This window comes from Vibrio sp. 2134-1 (genome assembly GCF_033339495.1).
Genome location: NZ_JAWOUS010000002.1, coordinates 499,300 through 518,577, shown reverse-complemented (window position 1 = coordinate 518,577; position 19,278 = coordinate 499,300). Strand labels below are relative to the sequence as shown.

Here is a 19,278-nt window from a genome sequence, read left to right as displayed (position 1 = left end):
GGTCAGTGGACGTATACGCTGGACCAAAGCCAGGTTCAACAGCTGGACGAGGGTGATCAGGTGCAAGACACCATCACCCTGACGGCAACCGATGGCACCCAACAAAACATCGTGATTGATATTACGGGCACTAATGATGTTCCTGAATTTGTTAGCGGAAATAATGACAACTTTGGTCTGGATGCCCAAGGTAAAACTGACATCGATAGTTACCAGTTTAACGTTGATGAAAACAGTCAATCGGGTGTAATTGGAAAAGTAAATGCATTCGATGTCGATCAGGACAGTCAGATAACGTATCACTTAAACAGTCATAGCGAACTGTTTGAAATGAACAGTCTTACCGGTGAGATCAGTGTCAAAAATGGTGCAAATCTGGACCATGAATCTATCGATAACTACCAGCTAGAAGTGGAAGCTCGTGACCAGTTTGGCGTTAAAGACACCGCTCAGGTCGAAGTGTTGGTTCGTGATATTAATGAAGCCCCTATTGCTGAAGATGATAAGGGTATTGAAAAAACAACCAAGACAATTGACCAGAGCAACTGGGATGATAGCACTGATATCACTGTCGATTACTATGTGATTGATACTCGATCTGGAAACAAGGTTTCTGATGCATCGAAAGCTGATTATATTGGTGACGGTGACCACAAATATGGCGTTAGTTCTGCGCTAGACAGCGGCTCAGACCGGGTTCAAGATGGTCAGATTCGATATGATGATGCAACTGGACAAAGTGAAGCAATGCGCTTCTCCTTTACTAAAGGTCAGGTTGCCGATCATGCTGAAGTTGAAGTGAAAAACCTATGGACAGACACTTCGAACGGTAGCTGGGAGCCTGGTATTGAGCGCGGTGTTTGGAAGGCTTACTACAAAGGTGACTTGGTTGCGACAGGTGTGTTTGAAGGTACCCGTGGTGGTAATCAAGTAGTCAACATCAATGCAGATGGGCGTTTCTTCGATAGTATTGAAATGTCTACTACCAGCTATAAAGACGGTGTCATTGATCCTAAAGGCTCAGAGTACTTTATTACTCAGGTATCAGCGGACCTGACGACCTTTGATGAAGCTTACCAGACCAACGGCTCAGGCACTTTAGAGCTGGATGTTCTAGCGAATGACAGCGACCCGGATGGTGACGCTCTGACTATTATCGACTATCCATCAGAAAGTTTCCTCAGTCTGCAAGATGGTAAATTGGTCTTTGATGCGGCCAAGTACCTAGAGTCACTGCCAGCTGATCAACAAACCCTGAAAACGGGTGAAGTGAAAGATTATACCTTCGAATACACCATTCGTGATGACGACGGCCTGACTGATAAAGCAGAAGTTACCGTTAGTGTGATGGGTGAGCCTATGTCGCTCAGTGATGCGCACGCAGCATTGGATGAATCTCAAGTTGGCACGGATACTGGCGTACATGCTGAAGGCAACTTTATCGCAAACCTCGGGTCTGCAACGGAGGCTGAATATCACTTCAACGCCGATCAAAACCTAGGTGGTTTCACCAGCGATGGTAAAGAGGTTGTGTTTGAAGTGAGTGCAGATCAGAGCACTCTAACTGGTTATACTGGAACAGGTGCCGACCGCATCAAAGTAGTTCAAGCCAACATAGATAGCAAAACGGGTCATTTCACAGTTGATCAACATATGCCTCTTGATCATTCGGAGCAGGGGGCGGACATGCTGGATATCCGCGCTAGGGTCGAGGTGGGTGCCGGAGGTCAGTCTGAGAGTGCCACCTTGCATCTGAATGTGACGGATTCATTACCGTCATCGTCTTCAGCTCACTACGAAATAAATGATGTTGATTCACAAAGTAATAGTGTTGTGATTGCACTTGATGCGTCAGAATCAATGCTCGACTGGGTAACAGATGCAGACGGACAATATGTTACTCGCTGGCAACTTGCTCAAGACTCTATTAAGTCAATGTTTGAGCAATACCAAGATTTGGGTCCAGTAAGTTTTAGAATTGCAACTTACAGCGGACAACCATCTGGCCAGATTTCTGAGTGGCTAGATTCTGCCGAGGCCATTGATGCCTTTATCTCTGGTATACATCCATATGCATCGACGCCATATAACCAGGCCGTTGACCAAATAAATGAAATACTTAGTGATCCAGAAGATGATGCATTGCTTAGTAATACCGATACCCAGCTTTACTTTATCTCAGATGGTCGACCTTCCGATTTTACCTATTGGACAAATCAAACGAACGTGGGAGAAATTCAAACCCGTGAAAACTTGATTAAGTGGTCAACATCAGATGATTTTGAAAGTGAACAGCGTTATCAGGACATAGTGAATGGTCGGGTTCAGCCTACTTCTGAAGAAGAGGGCATCATTCTGCAAAATGCGATGGAAAATGGCATCAGCAGTAGCGGTCAGGATGTTGAAAATATCTGGTCTGTCGGTATCGGTAATGGTGCGTCTCTGGAACATCTGGAGTCGATCGCGACAGATAAAGGCAGTGCTATTGTCGTTGTAGATGATTCTCAAATTGTGGATTTGCTTAGTAAAACGGTCTCAGGCCAGTTGCAAGGCAATCTTTTGGATGACAATGGCGGTGATGCTCAGTGGGTAGATCACATCACTATCGATGGCGAAATATATTACTACAACAAAGTAAACGGTGATGTCACTACCAGCGATGGAGCGAAAATATCGGATCATTCTCTCGCTCAGATTGATACCAACCACGGCAAGCTAACCATTAACTTTGAAAATGGTCACTACGACTATCAAGCGAGTAATGTTGTAGGTCACCAACAAGAGAAGCTTGACGTTACGGTTATTGATGCTGACGGTGATACTACAAATAGCGAAGTTACCATTGATATCCGAGATCGGGCACCAGAATTCATCAGTGTCGGTGATGCAGATCAAACCCACGGCACCGATGCCAACGGTATGCCAACAGAAGATACAGCAAGCTTTGACGTCGCTGAGCAAGAAGTTGGAGTATTAGTCGGCCAGGTGGAAGCGTTTGATCCGGATGGTAGTGACACCATAAAGTATGAATTGAGTGGTGGTGATGCTGATCTATTCCGTGTTGACTCTAAGAGTGGCGAGATTTGGCTGAAAGATGGTGTAAAACTGGATCACTCAACTCAGCAAACGTATCAGTTGGAAGTGTCTGCAAGTGATGGTGTGGATACCGATACAACTCAGGTTATCCTGAATGTCACTGAGAACCATGCCCCAACCTCATCTCCAGTTCAGGGCTTTGCTCAGATGGAAGACTTACCGATCAATAAAGTGACGGTAGTGTTCGACCATTCGAACAGTATGACCCGTACCTTTGACGGTGAGAATACCGTGGGTCGTGATGCAACCGCACCGAAAACTGAATCGAGAGCTTACAAAGCAGCTGCTGCGTTACATTCCATGGTTGAAAACATGACTGCCGATGGAGGAGAATCAAACACCTATATCCGCCTGGTACGTTTCGACGGTGATACATCCACACATAGCTGGCTGACCTTGAGTGAAGTTGAGTTGATGACACGCCCACCAGAGATGAATGGCCGTGATCCAAACGACTTAAGTTTCCAAAATGAAGTGTCAGAATATGTGCGTAACTGGTGTGACGTAGAATACGGTACTAATACGGATTACGATAAAGCTTTAGAAGCTGTAATGGAGCCTGGTGAGGCAAGTAATGCCGTTTACCCTTGGCAGGATGGTTGGGACTATTTCGGTCCAGAAAAACCGTCAGAGAGTAAGGACACTATATTCTTTATCTCAGATGGCGAACCTAACCCTAGCGAGGGCGCTGTTACTTCTCCTGATCTAGCCGAGCGCTGGGAGGATTACAAACAGACTCATGACGCCAAAGTATATGGAATTGGTATCGCTCTCTCTGATAATGTAAAAGCAGCAGAGGCTCTAGATGAACTTAGCGACAAAGTGGTGTTTATCGACTCAGGTGAAGACTTGGGGCAGTACCTAAACCAGTTCTCTCCCGATCCAATTGCCGGTGAGTTACTGGCGGGAAGCCAGGACGCTGATGGTGACAGCATGACCGTTTCTTTGGCAGAAGGCGATTTCACTCTGTTGGGCGCAGACCTGCACGGTGTAAGTGTAAATCAGCCGTTAGTTTCTTCGTCCAGTGAAGTAGATGGTCAGCTTCATATCCAGACAGCGTTCGGCACCTTGGAAGTGTCATCCAATGGCAGTTATAGCTTTACTCAAAGCGATGAACTTACTCTACAGGGCGACCAGCAGGCGGATTTACATTTCTTGTTTAAAGTGTCTGATGGTAAAGGTGGCATAAGTGAAAACGTCTTTACACTTACATTAAACGATTCTGGTACCGATATTGTCCAAACTGAGCGCCATGCGTCGGTGGGAGATGAGTTTGCGAATAGCATCACTGGTGGCGAAAGTATTGATATTTTGCTAGGACAAGCAGGTGGAGATACGTTGAGTGGTGGCGCAGGCGATGACATTCTGGTTGGTGGGTTTGGAAACGATATCCTGATGGGAGGTCTAGGCAGTGACATCTTGACAGGTGGAGAGGGTATTGACACCTTTACCTTTACTCAAGAAGCACTGGACATGACGCCATCAAGAGATGTGATTAAAGACTTTAGGCTGGATGAAGACAAGTTGGATTTGAGTGATATTCTTGAGTTTGTCGGTGACGACACAACGGATATGGATAACTTGTTGGAACACGTAAGCGCAGACTACGATAGTGACCAAGATACTCTGAATTTGACGATTACTGGAGAAGGCAGCAACACAATGTCAGTGGCATTAGAGAACTTTGATTTATCAGGGTTGGAGCTAGGGTCGTCATCGACATCTCATGAAATCGTTGATCAGCTGTTCCATCACCAAGTTTTTAGCGTGGATTAATATTACCTGAAGATAACGTTATTTTAGTAAACAGCACCTGATTGAATCATCAGGTGCTGTTTTTCTTTTCTGCCGCTGTTAACTACTGACTTTTTGCTTAACCACTTCAAAAATTAGCAGTAGTAAATGCACTGCTTCTGCACTATAAGTGGTTCTTCGATTACATGTTTTGATAGCTCGGTCCACCGCCACCTTCTGGTGCTTTCCACGTGATGTTTTGCGAAGGATCTTTGATGTCACAGGTTTTGCAATGCACACAGTTGGCGGCATTTATCTGAAACTTCAACTTATTGTTCACTTCCACCACTTCGTAAACCCCTGCTGGGCAATAGCGCTGGCTCGGCTCGTCATACATACCTAAATTCACATCAATTGGAATGTGAGGGTAAGTCAGAACAAGGTGACAAGGTTGATTCTCTTCGTGCTGTGTTCCCGACAAAAATACCGACGAAGGCTTATCAAAACTGATTTCACCATCTGGTTTTGGGTATGCAATTGGGTGGCACTCTTGTTTAGGTTTTAACTGCTCATGATCGTGCGAATAGTCCTTGATAGACCAAGGTAACGGCTTTTTAACCAGTGGTTGCCACAGGTTGTGTTCAAAAGTCGAAAGAGCACCGCCCAGTATGCTGCCAAACTTATGAATGTTCGCACCAAAGTTACGCGTTTCAGCGAGTTCGTCATACAACCATGATGATTCAAACAACGACTGGTAGTCTGGCTCAGAAGCTCCAGTTTGTCGGGCCGTATGTACCGCTTCTGCTGCAATGATTCCGGATTTCATTGCTGTGTGGCTGCCTTTAATTTTAGCAACGTTCAAAGTCCCCGCATCACAACCAATCAATAAACCGCCAGGGAATTGTTGTCTCGGCAGAGAGGAAAGCCCACCTTTCGCAATGGCTCTTGCGCCGTAAGCGATGCGCTGAGCACCTTTCAAATGTGGTTCAATAGCAGGATGGTGCTTAAAGCGTTGAAATTCGTCAAACGGACTCAAGTAAGGATTGCTGTAATTCAAGTCGACAATAAGCCCGACGGCGATTTGGTTGTTCTCCATGTGATAGAGAAAACCGCCGCCTGTGGTATTTGTTTCACTCAAGGGCCAGCCAGCGGAGTGGATAACACTGCCAGATACATCCTTACTGTCAGTGGGTAACTCCCATATCTCTTTTAGGCCAAGCGCGTAGTGCTGTGGTTGCTTTCCTGCGTCTAGGTCGAACCTTTGAATAAGTTCTTTACCCAGATGTCCGCGACAACCTTCAGCAAAAAGGGTGTATTTTGCCCTTAGCTCGATACCTGGTTCAAAGTTAGGTTTGGCCTGGCCGTTCTTATCTAGTCCCATATCGCTCGTGTTAATGCCTGTCACTGCGCCAGTCTGATCATAATTGATGCTTGCAGCGGCAAAGCCCGGAAAAACTTCCACCCCAAGATTTTCTGCTTGGTTAGCGAGCCAACGGCAAAGGTTGGCAAGGCTAATTACGTAATTATTCTCGCCATTTATCATTGGACGCGGTGTAAGCAAGTGGGGAACGCGAATATGGTTTTGTTCAGTAGTAAGATAAAGGAAATCATCTCGTTGAACTGAGGCTGCTAGCGGGGCGTCCATTTCTTTCCAATTGGGGAAAAGCTCATCTAAGGCACTAGTTTCAAAAACAGCGCCAGATAGAATATGTGCGCCCACTTCTGAGCCTTTTTCTACAACGCAAATTGAAAGAGCGTCACCTTCACTGTCTTGGTTGAGTTGAGCTAGCCGACAAGCGGCGCTTAAGCCTGCAGGTCCGGCCCCCACGATCACGACATCAAACTCCATGCATTCTCGTTCCATCTTTATGCTTCCTTTCTATTATCGTCATCTGCGTGACAGGTTTTTGGTTTCTATACAGAAAACTATAGCTCAGTTGACGTTAACGTGAAGTGGACTAAGCTCAAGTAATGGATCTGATGTGTTATATGAGGCATGACCATGGAAGACCGACCATTAGCAACACTTGTGCTCGCAGAGCATGACAACCAATCGTTGGCTGTAGGGACGCTGTGTGCAATTAAAGCGGCATTTGAGATTAAGGATGATGATAAATCGCTTCCTGTTTCTGTGTTGCTTATTGGTTATCAGTGCCAATCAGTTTTGGATGAGTTGAATTGCGTTCAGGGTGTTGCAGAAATTATCTGGGTTGATGCGAAGGGATATGAACATGGATTAGCGGAAAATATCGCACCTTTGATCTCACAAGTAGCCAAAAACTACTCACACATTCTTTCTCCTGCCAGTACATTTGGTAAGAATGTGATGCCTCGTGTGGCGGCGTTGCTTAATGTTGGTCAACTTTCTGACGTGATGACAATCGAGTCTATCGATACGGTGATTCGTCCAATTTATGCTGGAAATGCATTGGCGAGAGTCACGTCGAATGATCCCTATAAAGTGATGACCATAAGAAGTACGGCTTTTGATGCCGCAGAGCTATCTGACACGCCAGTTGTCCCTAAGCTTACTCAAGTCGACACGGTGATTATCAATAAACTTAGTGAGTTTGTTTCGCAACAAACGCCAGAAAGTGAGCGACCAGAATTGCCAGCTGCTAGAGTAGTAGTGTCGGGTGGTCGTGCATTCGGGAGTAAAGAGAAGTTTGTTTTAGTAGAACAATTGGCTGACAAGCTAGGTGGAGCGGTAGGGGCGTCACGAGCGGCGGTCGATGCGGGCTATGTGTCTAATGACCATCAAGTCGGGCAAACCGGCAAAATTGTTGCACCGGAGTTATACATTGCCGTCGGAATTTCTGGCGCGATCCAGCATTTGGCGGGAATGAAAGATTCCAAGGTGATTGTTGCAATTAATAGCGATCCTGATGCGCCTATTTTTGACATTGCAGATTATGGATTGGTCGACGATTTGTTTGTGGTAATGCCTGAGCTGTTAGAGAAGCTGTAGATATAGTCTTGCTTCCTAAAACAAAAGGCTTCCGGACTGGAAGCCTTTATCATTTGATTTTTATAAGTTACTTTTCGCTCGGACGTTGCAGGTGCTCTGCAAGTACTTTCGTAAACCTTGCAGCTTCACCACCAGTACAAGCGCGATGATCAAACGTTACGGATAGCGGCATTGCTTTCACCGAAATTGCCTGACCATTTCTTATCACAACTCGGTCGAGTATTCGGCCCGCACCTACAATAGCGACTTGTGGCGGTGTGACGACAGGTGTTGCGTAAATACCGGCAATCGCGCCGAAGTTGGAAAGCGTAATCGTCGCGTGCTGCAATTGCTCACGACCGATTTTTCTCTCTCTGATCCCTTCAACGGTTTGATCGAGCCAACGACGGACATCTTGTGGCTCGTATTCATCTGCGTGGCGCAAAACTGGTACGTACAATCCATGACGGCTATCTACTGCAATTCCTACATTGACCGTTGTGTGTACACAGCGTGTCATGGTTTCGGCATCAAACCAAGCGTTTAAAGCAGGCTCTTCTTGACACGCATGAACAATCGCTTGAACAAGGCGGATACTGATATCTTCGTTTGGCAGCCAATCTTCCAACAACGCTTCTTCCGTAATGGTTACGGCGGCAACATGTTCGTGCGACTCGGTCATAGACGATACCATGGTACGTCGAGCGCCTTTCAAAACTTCGGTGCCTGGACGCTGTTTTCCGGCTTCGTCGTAAATATCGGCATCTACGATAAGTCCGTTCGGGCCACTACCTGACACGAGGTTAAGATCTACCCCAAGTTTTTGTGCCAACAAGCGAGCCGAAGGCAGGGCGGTAACGAGGTTACTTTCTGTCGTGTTGTGGTTGCCACCAATCCAGAAATCATCAACGTTAACATGATGCGCTTGGTGAGAAACGCTACCGACGACGGTTGCGGCGTCAGCAGTGGCTTTTTTCTCTGCCGTTACTTCTCTCTCGGCACCTGTTTCATCAATCTCTAGCAGTAATGCACCAATATTGACGATTTCACCTTCATCACCATGACGGCTGACCACACGGCCAGAGTAGGGGGCCGGGACGTCTACCGTCGCTTTTGCTGTCTCTACGGTTAAGATCACTTGATCTAACTTAACCATGTCTCCGACATTAACGTGCCATTTGACAATTTCTGACTCAGCGAGACCTTCACCGAGATCGGGTAAATTAAACGTCTTCATTTCCAATCCTCCACGAGTTCGCGCGCCGCGGTCACAATGTCTTCTTCCTGAACCATGAAATAATCTTCGTTACGGTAATAAGGCATAATGGTGTCCATTCCAGTTACTCGTTTAGGTGGGGCTTTAAGTAAGCACATGGCGTGTTCAGCTGTTCGAGCTAATAGCTCAGATCCCACACCACAAGTTTTACTCGCTTCATGAACAACGAGTAAACGTCCAGTTTTTTCTAGTGAGCTGAAAATCGTCGCGGTATCAATTGGCTTAATACTCGCCAAATCAATCACCTCGACTTCAATTCCCTGACTAGACAAGGTTTGTGCGGCCTGAAGTGACTCTACGACGCATGCGCCCCAAGTAACGAGCGTGATATCTCGCCCCTTACGTAAGGTGAAGCAGGTGTCGAGTGGGAGTGCTTCGCCGTTATCGACGACTTCAGATTTAACGGTGCGATATATGCGCTTCGGTTCGAAGAACATGATGGGATCATTGCTTCTAATTGCGGCGAGAAGTAAGCCGTATGCGCGTTGTGGTGAAGAAGGAATCACCACTTTAAATCCAGCAGTGTGAGCAAATAGCGCTTCCACGCTTTCTGAGTGGTGTTCCGGAGCGTGGATACCGCCGCCAAATGGCGCACGGAAAACCGCGGGACAAGTGAGCCGACCGCGAGTTCTGTTACGCATTCGAGCCGCGTGGCACATTAAGTGCTCCATCGCAGGAAAAACGAAACCTTGAAACTGAAATTCGGCGACAGGTCGTAATCCTTGCGTTGCCATACCGACCGCAACCCCGCCGATTAAGGCTTCAGCGAGTGGCGTATCGATGACTCGTTTAAGACCAAACTCTTGCTTGAGTCCAACAGTGGCACGAAATACACCACCATTATCGCCAACGTCTTCACCTAGTACGACAACATTGGGGTCTTGTTGCATTTCGTGGTGCAGGGCAAGGTTTACTGCTTCAACCAACGTTAGCTCAGCCATGTCTGCCTCCCTGCATTCTCATTGCCTTGTTGATGAGTTCATCTCTTTGTGCATGAAGCTCTTGAGGTAGCGATTCATACAAATAATCGAAACCGGTTTCTGGTGCTTGTGGCGGTAAGCTCAGATAGCGTTCAACAGCTAACTCTACTTGCTCTTTACAGTAATCTAGCCATTGCTGTTCTTGTTCGTCGCTCCAAGCGCCTTGATTAAGGAGGTACGTTTTAAGACGTGCGATAGGTTCGTATTGCCATGCAGTTTGAACATCATCTTCTTTACGATAACGAGTCGCATCATCGGCCGTAGTGTGGTCACTCAGTCGGTAACTCACCGCTTCGATGAGTGTTGCACCTTTCCCTTTTCTTGCTCTCTCAAGGGCGGTTTTAGTTGCATCATAAACGGCGACGACATCGTTACCATCGACAGTAATACCCGGTATACCTGCACCTTGCGCTTTTTCTGATAAGAAATCGGCGGCACATTGGAGACTACGCGGCACTGAAATTGCCCACTGGTTATTGTTTACGACGAAAACAAGTGGAATATTCCAAGTACCTGCGCAGTTTATTGACTCAAGAAAGTCCCCTTTGGATGTACCACCATCGCCGCACATGACTAGCGCAGCTTCATGGTTACCTTGAATTTTTAGCGCGGAAGCCACCCCGACAGCATGCGTACATTGCGTCGCTATGGGTACACAGTAGGGAAGGTCTCGGCTAGGAACCGGACTTCCTTCAGGAGCAAAATCACTCCCGCGCTCATCGCCACCCCAGTATTGAAGGTTCTTTTCCATGCCAATGCCACGACACCACATCGCAGGCATATCGCGGTAGTAAGGGACAAACACATCATCGGCTTTAAGTGCTCTGCCGACCGCAATGCCTATGGCTTCCGCGCCTAAGTGTGAGGGATAGGTCCCTAGCTTACCGGTGCGTTGCAAGGCAACTGCTTTGTTGTCGTAAGTGCGAGTTAATACCATGTCTCGGTAAAACCCGACCAATGTTTCATTGTCAGCCCAGTTGGGTAGTTGGCCGACTAGGTCCCCACGATGGTCGATAAACCGATGCATGGGTAATGCCTGAACGTTCATCTCAAGCTCCTTTTGACGCTGCGGGTCTTTTGGACTGCAGCTGTTCATACAAAACCAGAGTTTGTATGGGTACTCAAACTCTGATATCAGCGCAAAGGCCATACCTAAGGTTGCGTGTGCTTTCGATAGCGGTAGGCATCTGTTCGTCCCTTAAACTATTTGTCGATAACATCGCTGCGACTATTTCACCGCAAGATACAGAGAAAGGCTTTTCTGTATCTAACCCTCTAACTAAATCGTGGTATAGCCAGATACAATAAGTGTAAACAAATTGTTAAATTATGCTTCATTTTGACTTTCGCTCAGTAGTAAAGTTTTGCTTACACCCTGATTTTGCAGAGTAATATGCTGCTATTTTGTTGGTGGTATTTTTAAACTCGAATTTAATTACTGGTTAATGAAACATATTTGCAACAAAATTTGGCTGTAAAATTTGACAAAGTGAGTCATTATTAATGAATCAACTCAAACAGTTGCTATATGATGAATTGCAAATTTTTGTTGTGCTCGAAGCCTCGACCTTATGAGAATGCATAACTTCTTCCCAACTGAGTGGAATCAAGGTAGGGTGACGGCATTACAAATGTATACCCTCGGCAGTCCTTGAGCTTATCCAAAGTAGGTGGTGCTCAAGCGGAAGTGATTATGGAGAAGTTATGTACCACGCTCATGTTTATTTTCCCCTAAGAGAACAAGATAAAGCGCAAGCCTTGAACGAGATCATCCGTCAAGAGCGTCAAGATGTGCTGCGTGTGTTTCCATTAGTTGGAAGGTTAGTTGGCCCACACAAGATGCCGATGTTTGAAATTCACCTAGAATCATTGAGTGAAGAGTTCTTGGCGTGGCTTGATACGATTCGAGGCGATTTTTCTGTGCTTATTCACCCAGTAAGCGAAGAAGAGTTGCTCGATCACACAGAACGCGCGATTTGGTTGGGCAGAGAGATTGGTGTATTTGAAGAAAAGTTAGAGAAATAGTTGCTCTTCTCGCCCATGCATGACCGCTTTGAATCCTTCTCTTCTCATTGCGGTCGCAGCTTCTGCTTAACGCCTCATCTTCATTGATGGGTGCGGAATCCCTCTCTTACGCTTTGCTGTAGTTATTTTTGTGCTAAACCTAAAAGTAGGCTTTCGAACTTCACGCACAAAGCGTGAAAATGTTGCTGTTTAGCATGCCATTAAATGAATTTTGGTGGTAATAAAATAATAAGTCTTTGATAAATCAAATAGGTATAGCAGGGAAGTGCAGTTTACGACCCCAACGCCATTGGCAGTGGCGCCGATAATTTATGAGGGGGAAGGGTATGTTTTCAATACTCTTGGTTATACTTGCACTCTATATATTTTGGCTGTTGTTTCGCAACGGGCCTGCGTTTGCCGGGCGTACCGCTCAAAAAAAACGTGACTGGGTTGGGCCTACCGCCAACAAAGAAGAGTGGCGAGGATTTTGTACGGATGTATTTCAGCCGTTCAGTTCTCAAACGACTTTCTACGCCATTGCTTATTTTGCCAATTACGTAGCAGCAGCGAACGCAATATCTTGGTCAACGATATACGAAGGCGATTATCCGGTCATCATAAGCCGATTTGGTAGCTACTTCATTTTAAGCACGCATGATGCACTGGTCGTAGCTGGGTTTATTGCGCTTGCTTTCTTTATCATTAATTGGCAACTTGCCATGCGCTGCTCTGGTATTCTTAGCCAGTATCTAGTGCGGATTCTTATTATTAATCAAAAGCGCTTTGTCGCGATTAGCTTGGTGTTTTGCAGCTACTTTTCGTACCTACTGACGCTTGGTATATTCTGGCTGTTCCATGATGGGTATTCAATCTGGCATGGATTAATGCTTAGCCCAGTGTTCCTGTTGTTAGCTTTATTGGTAGCGGTTGTTGTGCCATCTGCAAAAAGAGAAAATAGTGTACCTAAGTAATCCCGAGATGGTTTGTTCAGCGGGAATAGTTTGGCTTGTAGACTAGGTAGTGAGGTAAAGGACTAGCGAGTCTAAATCACGAAGTGGCAACAAAGTATACGAGCCGAGATCTTTACTTCATCAGATATTTGGATGGCTTTGGGGCGTTTACTTAAGCAAGGTAGGCTGCACTTTTAACTCGATCAGATTATCACGTTCTGGTTTAGCCTTATCGAATGACAAAATAAAGCTGCAATTCGATAACCCTAGACAAGATGATATGTCTTCGTAAAAGGGTGAAGTGTTCGTACTGGGAACTTAGAATTAAAAAACGCGGCCAAAGAATAGCCGCGTTTATTAGAATAAGAGATTTAACTTTCTGTCACAGGTTCAGAGGCTTGTTCAGCGCTTGAATCCACAGCTTTTACAAGTAGTAGACCAACACCTCCGACGATGGCACCACATAGAATAAACACTAAGCGCCCCCATACTGGGTTAGGTAGCAGAGCCATAAACATGACACCTATACCTGCGACCGCGATAAGTTTACCCAGCATTTGACGTTGCTTGTTATCGAGTTTTCTCTGTGCCACTGATTCCGCTACAAGAGGCGTTGATAGGTTTTCAAAGAACTTATCGACATCTGCTTGACGTTTGTCAGTTAGAGGCTTGTAGAATAGAGTCGACAACATGAAGAAGCCACCAGTTAGCGTCATGTGTCCGATTAGACCTATTGCTACTTTCACATCAGACCATTCTCGGCTAGTCAACTCCTCAAGGCCAAACGCCGATGACACCATATCAGCTGTGATAACAAACCCAACAAGGTAGGAAACGATGCCACCCACGACTAGAGTTCCCCAACCTGCCCAGTCTGGAGTTTTCTTGATAAAGAAGCCTAAAAACGCTGGAATTGTCATTGGGAATCCGATGAGCGCACCAACGTACATCATAGTGTCGAATAGACTCAGACCTTTTAGAGAGTTTATAAACTGCGCGATTAGAATAATTGCAACGCCAAATACCGCCGATGTTGCTTTAGAAACTGCGACTAGCTCTTTCTCTGATGCTTGGCCTTTACGAACGATCGGTTCATAAAAGTTCTTTACGAAAATACCTGAGTTGCGGTTAAGACCAGAGTCCATAGAGGACATCGTAGCAGCAAACATTGCAGCGACCAGAAGTCCAACCATACCTGCTGGCATGTATTCTTGAACGAAGTATAGGTACGCGAAGTCGCCTGCTTTGTTACCAGCATCTGGATAAGCTGCCGCTAAATCAACACCTTGGCCTGCAATATACCAAGAAGGCATGAACCAAATGAAAACTCCACCCAGCATCAATACACATGCTAGCAAAGCTGCTTTTTTTGCATTTTTAGAGTCTTTTGCAGCTAGGTAACGGTAAGAGTTCAACATATTGTTTGTAATAGAGAACTGCTTAACGAAGATAAAGAACGCCCAAATACTAAAGATGCTTAAGTAGTTCAGGTTGTTACCTGCAACAAAGCTCCCACTTTCTGCGACTGGGAAGTTAGAGATAATTTCAGTAACGCCACCACCTTGAACAATAGCAACGGCTGCACATGTGATTGTTACCGCCATGATGATGACCATTTGCATGAAATCGGAGGCGATAACCGCCCAAGAGCCGCCAGTTACCGACATCGCAAGTACAACTAAACCGGTAATCCAGATGGTTGCTGTCATATCAAAACCAAAAATACCTGAAGCTATAATAGCAAGGGCGTTAAGCCATACACCTGCAGAGACAACACTGTTTGGCATCGAAGACCAAGTAAATACTTGTTCGTTTGTTGTACCAAAACGCATACGAATGGCTTCTATGACAGTTACGACGCGTAACTGACGAAATTTCGGTGCAAAGTAAGCGAAGTTCATGAAGTAACCAAACGCGTTTGCAAGGAAAATAATAGCGACAGCAAAACCATCATTGTAGGCTTTACCAGCGGCGCCAGTAAATGTCCAAGCAGAGAATTGAGTCATAAACGCCGTTGCTCCAACCATCCACCAAAGCATGTTGCCGCCACCTCGGAAGTAGTCGCTTGTAGTACTAGTAAAAGTTCTGAACATCCAACCTATTGCGATTAAGAATAGAAAATAGATGCCCACAATGAGAGTATTGAGTTCCATCTTTAGACCTTTGAAGTAGTTTATTGTCCTGAGTAATAGTAACGTTCGCCTCTCTTATTTGTAGTACAATAACTCAAAATCGTGACCAGTAAGGCGTAATAAACCCTTTAATTAATCATACAAGTGATCGGTGTCAGATATTGCTTTTCTCTGAAGATGCTAAAGGTGTCGAGTTTAGGTATGGGTTCTATGAATATACTTATAAAGAATCTTAAGTCCTCTAATAAGAATGGACGCGGATTTGCATATCTGGCAGAGGGATATAACATCGATTGATGTAGGATTGTTAAAAAAAAAAGCCCATGCAAGCCTGTACTGCATGGGCCAAACGGTACTAGTACCGCGAGCTGTCGGCTGAAGTTCGCAACAGCGGCTTTACATGATTACTAACCACTTAAGATGACGTTCGAGGGGACATCACCTGAATTCGGTTGTTTATGTAACACTGCTAGATCTTCGACAATCATTGCGCACATGCAATGCTAAGCTCTCTAAAATGTAGTTATGATATGGAGCAACTAATCAGTTTACACTCGCTCTGATGTTGGCAAGTGACAATGGCTATTCGCTGCATTTTGCTAATGTCGCCCCATTAATGATATTGTATTATTAATTAAGGTAAATGCTGATGATACCAAATTGTGACAGAGAACATGTTTAGCAAATAGGCCTGTGATCTGGATGATTACAGGCTAAGCCGATAAAGGGGCCCGACTGTCGCTTTTGTCTGAGGTGCGATACGGGTTTGTTGAACTAATAGTAACTCTGCAGTTGCAATTGCATCTGCAAGTGCATTATGGCCGTTGTAAGCGGGTAACCCGTAACGTTCCCTTGTCGCTGCTAGAGTCACATCTGATTCATCGGAAGCATTGATAGCTCTTTGTAACCTTTTTTCTATTCGCAAGGTGTCTATCCAAATGAGCGGCAACTCTTTTATGTTGAAAACTCGCTGTAAATATTGATTAATAAAGCTAGTTTCGACTATACATCCGTGCGCAACAATAACTTTGTTTTCTGCTGCTTTAAAGAATGTCCGCATTGCTTCATGAATAGAGATTCCATCAGTCAGCATTTGTTGGGTAATATGGTTAACAACTATGGTTTCGGGCTTAATTTTTGAGTCGCTATGTACATAAAGGTGTTGGCTTGTTGCTAAGTCAATATGGCCTTGTCGAATCTCTACCCAGCCCATGGAAAGAATGACTTCTTCCTCACTGTCTAAGCCAGTTGTTTCAAGATCTAGAACGATGAACTCAGTGTCAAAAGCTCGTTGATTTACGTCCAGATTTGGCGAGCGAAGCAGCTTTTTAAGATAAAGAGGGATGTGCTTCTTTTTACAGTGCTTTTGTCTCTGACGATTTTTTCGTGTCAATGGATGAAAGTACTCAAGTAAGCGCTTCATTATCGGCTCCCAAAACGGAGTTTGGCGACTTCTTGTAGATCTGCAATGATGCGGAACGCGTCTTTTAAATGTTGACGTTCAAAACTACCGAACGTATTGGGGTCAATGTGGTTATTTGGCTCATCTCCACTTTTTAGTGCTTCTAATTGATGGGCAAATCGAAACGACAAGATGAATTGATATGCGTTTATTATATTTTTGTACGCGTCATGGCTGAGCAGCCCTTTTTCGTTAGCTGCTTTAAAACGCTCATCAGTTGCAGTGAGGTCGCATTCAACTGCCAGACCATAAATCCTTGCAAGATCAATGATTAGATTAATCGCGTATTTTTTTACGTCGAGCGTTTTCTTGTTCTCTCCCGATTTTTGTAATACTAGGCTATTGAATATTCCTAACGGTGGGTTTGTTTTCACCGCATCGTTAACTAACATCGTAAGGAATTCTCTATTAGCGTTGATGTTAGAGTGAAGCTCATCGCGAAGTATCTGTTCAAAGTCTTTGTTTCCATAAACGGTTCGGATTTCTAAAAAGACACTGATATTGAGGAGGCGCTCGTATTCAGGATTTGCCACCCATTTCTTATAGTACTTTTTCCAAACAGAGAGAGGCTGGCACCATTTAGGGGTCGCTGCCATAAACTTCCCTGGACACAATGGATAGTTACATTTATTCAGGCCATTACTTACTATCATTGCTAAATGTTTGAAGTAGATACGGTCGTTATCTGTTGCCGAATCATCTAATACGATGGCGCTATCTTGATCTGACAGCATATGTACTTCTTGGCGAGCATGAGAGCCTGCCACAATCCAAGAGAAGTCACAGGGAGGTGTTCCCAACTTATCAATGGCTATTTGTATTAACCTACGAGTGTACGCATCCATAATCATGGTCATCACTTTACCAATGATTTCTGGTGAAACCCGTCCTTCGACTAATGCTTCAAAAATAGCTTGGCGCTCAGACGTAAAACTAGACAAAGCTTTGACACTGCCAGCATATTTGATCTTTTCAATTAAAAATATTGCTTGGACTCGATGGTTTTGAACCAAGTGCGTTGTTGTCAAAACGCCAACGACGTTATTGTCTCTGACTAGGGGTAAATTTCTTATGTTGTGCTGCATCATAATGGAGGCTGCGTGCAGAACTAAATCGTCAGGATGAATTGTTTTAGGATCAGGCGACATGACTTCGACGACTGGTGTTGAGATGCTTAATCCTTTGGCGATGACTCGCTTTGTCATATCTCGGTCGGTAATCAGTCCAACTATTTTTTTATCACGATAAACGACAGCGCAGGGAGAGCACTTATCGATCATCTCGTTGGCGACTGACTGAATGGATTGCTCAGCGGTTACAATTGCAACTCGACCACTAGCAACTTCCTCTACACGCCGAATAAACAACCCTTTTTCTTTGTTAGACCACACGACATCTAATGCTGACTTTAGCCGTACCTGAGCTTGTGATGCAAAATGTTCAGCACATTCAGGATGAGAAGTGCACAACTTTTTCAGCGCAGCATTTGGAATTACATAAACTAATGAATTTTCGATTGCAATTGCTTTGTATTCTTTCCCGCTTTCGACTTCGTTACCAAGAAAAGTGAAGCCAAACAAATCTTCCGGACCAAGTTTAGCTCTCAATATGCCATCAGATTTACGCTGTTCGATAGAGCCAGTTCTAATAATATAAAGTGACTTTTCGTTCTTAGAAGAACATTGATCAACAACATCCCCCTTGCTTAAATAAGTGATCTTAACAGATGAAGCAAGCTCGCGAAGTGCACCTTTAGGTACCTTGTCAAACGGATCAATCTGGCTGATAAACTGTATGATATTTGGCAGTAGCGAGTCGGTCATAACACAACATTCTCAAAATACATTTGTATTACTATATATCAAAATATTGATGGTGTGCCATAAAGAATTGGAGGAAACGAAATTAAAAAAGCACGCGAGATGCGTGCTTTTGCCTAGTTATTAGATCGCCCAAGCCCTAAGCTTAACTGGCTTCGGGTAAGCGATGTTTTGACTCCAACAAGTGGTTAGCCGAAGCTTGACGTGCTTTTTCAGCATTGCCTGCCATTATTGCTTCATAAATCTCACGATGTTCTTCGATGCACGTATTGCCTTCCTCAGATGAGTGAGCAATAAAGTTAATGAACATTGTAGTCAGAACATGCCCAAACGGTAAGAAAAAGTCGTTTCCGGTTGAGTTAAAAATAATGCTATGGAAACGAATATCTACATCCATCCAGCGCGCTTTGTCCAGTTCGTCTGCTTTAGCGACTTCCAACATATCTTGGAATGCTTCTGATAGCTGAATTCGCTGTTCCGCAGTGGCATTTTTCGCTGCGAGTGCACAAGCTTCAGGCTCTATCGCGCGTCGTAACCCCAAAAATTGATGACAGAACTGATCTATCTCTGTTAGACCGTCCATCCATTCAATTAATTGTGGGTCTAAAAAGTTCCAGTACGCTCGGTTGATGACTCGAGTACCAACTTTTGGACGTGACTCGAGTAAACCTTTTGATGTTAAAAGTTTTACGGCTTCACGCAAAGCTGTGCGACTGATACCAAACTGTTCACACAGGGACATTTCTCCTGGAAGAATGGACCCTTGAGGGATCTTGCCTGACAAAATGCTACGAGCAATTTCGCGAGCTACTTGTACATGTAAGCTGCGCTTGGAACCGGAGATAGAATGAAATTCACCAGACATAAAATCACT

13 protein-coding genes are annotated in these 19,278 nt (G+C 44.9%); 5 read left to right on the top strand and 8 right to left on the bottom strand.

What is annotated here, in order from left to right:
* Nucleotides 1–4,872 (top strand): cadherin domain-containing protein (locus tag R7R78_RS04655; RefSeq protein ID WP_225473166.1); only part of this gene is annotated, 4,872 nt, incomplete at its 5' end.
* Nucleotides 4,873–5,032: 160 nt separating this feature from the next.
* Here R7R78_RS04655 and R7R78_RS04650 read toward each other — a convergent pair.
* Nucleotides 5,033–6,694 carry an electron transfer flavoprotein-ubiquinone oxidoreductase gene (locus R7R78_RS04650; RefSeq protein WP_225473164.1) on the bottom strand — a complete coding sequence of 554 codons (1,662 nt, stop codon included), beginning with the start codon at nt 6,692–6,694 and terminating at the stop codon, nt 5,033–5,035.
* 138 nt (nt 6,695–6,832) lie between these two features.
* On the opposite strand from R7R78_RS04650, the gene R7R78_RS04645 reads away from it, so the two are divergent.
* Nucleotides 6,833–7,798 carry an electron transfer flavoprotein subunit alpha/FixB family protein gene (locus R7R78_RS04645; protein WP_017821214.1) on the top strand — a complete coding sequence of 322 codons (966 nt, stop codon included), beginning with the start codon at nt 6,833–6,835 and terminating at the stop codon, nt 7,796–7,798.
* 67 nt (nt 7,799–7,865) lie between these two features.
* Here R7R78_RS04645 and R7R78_RS04640 read toward each other — a convergent pair whose 3' ends face one another.
* Genes R7R78_RS04640 through pdhA form a run of 3 tightly spaced genes read right to left on the bottom strand, consistent with a single transcriptional unit; the run spans nt 7,866 to nt 11,081 of the window.
* A complete protein-coding gene (locus R7R78_RS04640; RefSeq protein ID WP_165401666.1) occupies nt 7,866–9,014 on the bottom strand; it encodes a dihydrolipoamide acetyltransferase family protein in 1,149 nt (382 codons plus the stop codon).
* Nucleotides 9,011–9,994 carry an alpha-ketoacid dehydrogenase subunit beta gene (locus R7R78_RS04635; protein WP_005375834.1) on the bottom strand — a complete coding sequence of 328 codons (984 nt, stop codon included), beginning with the start codon at nt 9,992–9,994 and terminating at the stop codon, nt 9,011–9,013. Before R7R78_RS04635 ends, R7R78_RS04640 begins: the two co-directional genes overlap by 4 nt.
* The gene (gene pdhA, locus R7R78_RS04630; protein ID WP_213911985.1) at nt 9,987–11,081 is read right to left on the bottom strand and encodes a pyruvate dehydrogenase (acetyl-transferring) E1 component subunit alpha; all 1,095 of its coding nucleotides are present in this window, start codon (nt 11,079–11,081) and stop codon (nt 9,987–9,989) included. Before pdhA ends, R7R78_RS04635 begins: the two co-directional genes overlap by 8 nt.
* A 65-nt stretch (nt 11,082–11,146) precedes the next feature.
* Between pdhA and R7R78_RS04625 the strand changes: the two genes are divergently transcribed.
* From R7R78_RS04625 to R7R78_RS04615, 3 genes are all read left to right on the top strand, one after another.
* The gene (locus R7R78_RS04625; protein ID WP_127891143.1) at nt 11,147–11,341 is read left to right on the top strand and encodes a hypothetical protein; all 195 of its coding nucleotides are present in this window, start codon (nt 11,147–11,149) and stop codon (nt 11,339–11,341) included.
* Between the two features lie 396 nt (nt 11,342–11,737).
* Nucleotides 11,738–12,058 (top strand): DOPA 4,5-dioxygenase family protein, encoded by a 321-nt coding sequence (locus R7R78_RS04620; RefSeq protein ID WP_005375836.1) that lies wholly within the window; start codon nt 11,738–11,740, stop codon nt 12,056–12,058.
* Nucleotides 12,059–12,384: 326 nt separating this feature from the next.
* Nucleotides 12,385–13,011 carry a hypothetical protein gene (locus tag R7R78_RS04615; RefSeq protein WP_154203902.1) on the top strand — a complete coding sequence of 209 codons (627 nt, stop codon included), beginning with the start codon at nt 12,385–12,387 and terminating at the stop codon, nt 13,009–13,011.
* Nucleotides 13,012–13,361: 350 nt separating this feature from the next.
* Here the strand turns inward: R7R78_RS04615 and R7R78_RS04610 are convergent, their stop codons facing one another.
* The 4 genes from R7R78_RS04610 to R7R78_RS04595 all read right to left on the bottom strand — a co-directional run bounded on the left by R7R78_RS04610 (nt 13,362) and on the right by R7R78_RS04595 (nt 19,269).
* Nucleotides 13,362–15,143, bottom strand: a complete 1,782-nt coding sequence (locus R7R78_RS04610; RefSeq protein ID WP_031781211.1) for a sodium:solute symporter family transporter — start codon at nt 15,141–15,143, stop codon at nt 13,362–13,364.
* A gap of 685 nt (nt 15,144–15,828) precedes the next feature.
* Complete coding sequence (locus tag R7R78_RS04605; RefSeq protein ID WP_005388533.1) at nt 15,829–16,545, bottom strand: 3'-5' exonuclease; 717 nt, start codon at nt 16,543–16,545, stop codon at nt 15,829–15,831.
* Complete coding sequence (locus R7R78_RS04600; protein ID WP_132936392.1) at nt 16,545–18,407, bottom strand: putative nucleotidyltransferase substrate binding domain-containing protein; 1,863 nt, start codon at nt 18,405–18,407, stop codon at nt 16,545–16,547. Before R7R78_RS04600 ends, R7R78_RS04605 begins: the two co-directional genes overlap by 1 nt.
* A 142-nt stretch (nt 18,408–18,549) precedes the next feature.
* On the bottom strand, nt 18,550–19,269 hold the full coding sequence (locus R7R78_RS04595; RefSeq protein WP_005388529.1) for a FadR/GntR family transcriptional regulator: 720 nt from the start codon (nt 19,267–19,269) through the stop codon (nt 18,550–18,552).
* Nucleotides 19,270–19,278: the final 9 nt, after the last annotated feature.

What these genes read in the sequence shown, in the direction of transcription:
- R7R78_RS04595 (WP_005388529.1), bottom strand. Translation starts at nt 19,269, where the DNA reads ATGTCTGGTGAATTTCATTCTATCTCCGGTTCCAAGCGCAGCTTACAT.
- R7R78_RS04635 (WP_005375834.1), bottom strand. Translation starts at nt 9,994, where the DNA reads ATGGCTGAGCTAACGTTGGTTGAAGCAGTAAACCTTGCCCTGCACCAC.
- R7R78_RS04605 (WP_005388533.1), bottom strand. Translation starts at nt 16,545, where the DNA reads ATGAAGCGCTTACTTGAGTACTTTCATCCATTGACACGAAAAAATCGT.
- R7R78_RS04610 (WP_031781211.1), bottom strand. Translation starts at nt 15,143, where the DNA reads ATGGAACTCAATACTCTCATTGTGGGCATCTATTTTCTATTCTTAATC.
- R7R78_RS04600 (WP_132936392.1), bottom strand. Translation starts at nt 18,407, where the DNA reads ATGACCGACTCGCTACTGCCAAATATCATACAGTTTATCAGCCAGATT.
- R7R78_RS04650 (WP_225473164.1), bottom strand. Translation starts at nt 6,694, where the DNA reads ATGGAACGAGAATGCATGGAGTTTGATGTCGTGATCGTGGGGGCCGGA.
- R7R78_RS04625 (WP_127891143.1), top strand. Translation starts at nt 11,147, where the DNA reads ATGGGTACTCAAACTCTGATATCAGCGCAAAGGCCATACCTAAGGTTG.
- R7R78_RS04615 (WP_154203902.1), top strand. Translation starts at nt 12,385, where the DNA reads ATGTTTTCAATACTCTTGGTTATACTTGCACTCTATATATTTTGGCTG.
- R7R78_RS04620 (WP_005375836.1), top strand. Translation starts at nt 11,738, where the DNA reads ATGTACCACGCTCATGTTTATTTTCCCCTAAGAGAACAAGATAAAGCG.
- R7R78_RS04645 (WP_017821214.1), top strand. Translation starts at nt 6,833, where the DNA reads ATGGAAGACCGACCATTAGCAACACTTGTGCTCGCAGAGCATGACAAC.
- pdhA (WP_213911985.1), bottom strand. Translation starts at nt 11,081, where the DNA reads ATGAACGTTCAGGCATTACCCATGCATCGGTTTATCGACCATCGTGGG.
- R7R78_RS04640 (WP_165401666.1), bottom strand. Translation starts at nt 9,014, where the DNA reads ATGAAGACGTTTAATTTACCCGATCTCGGTGAAGGTCTCGCTGAGTCA.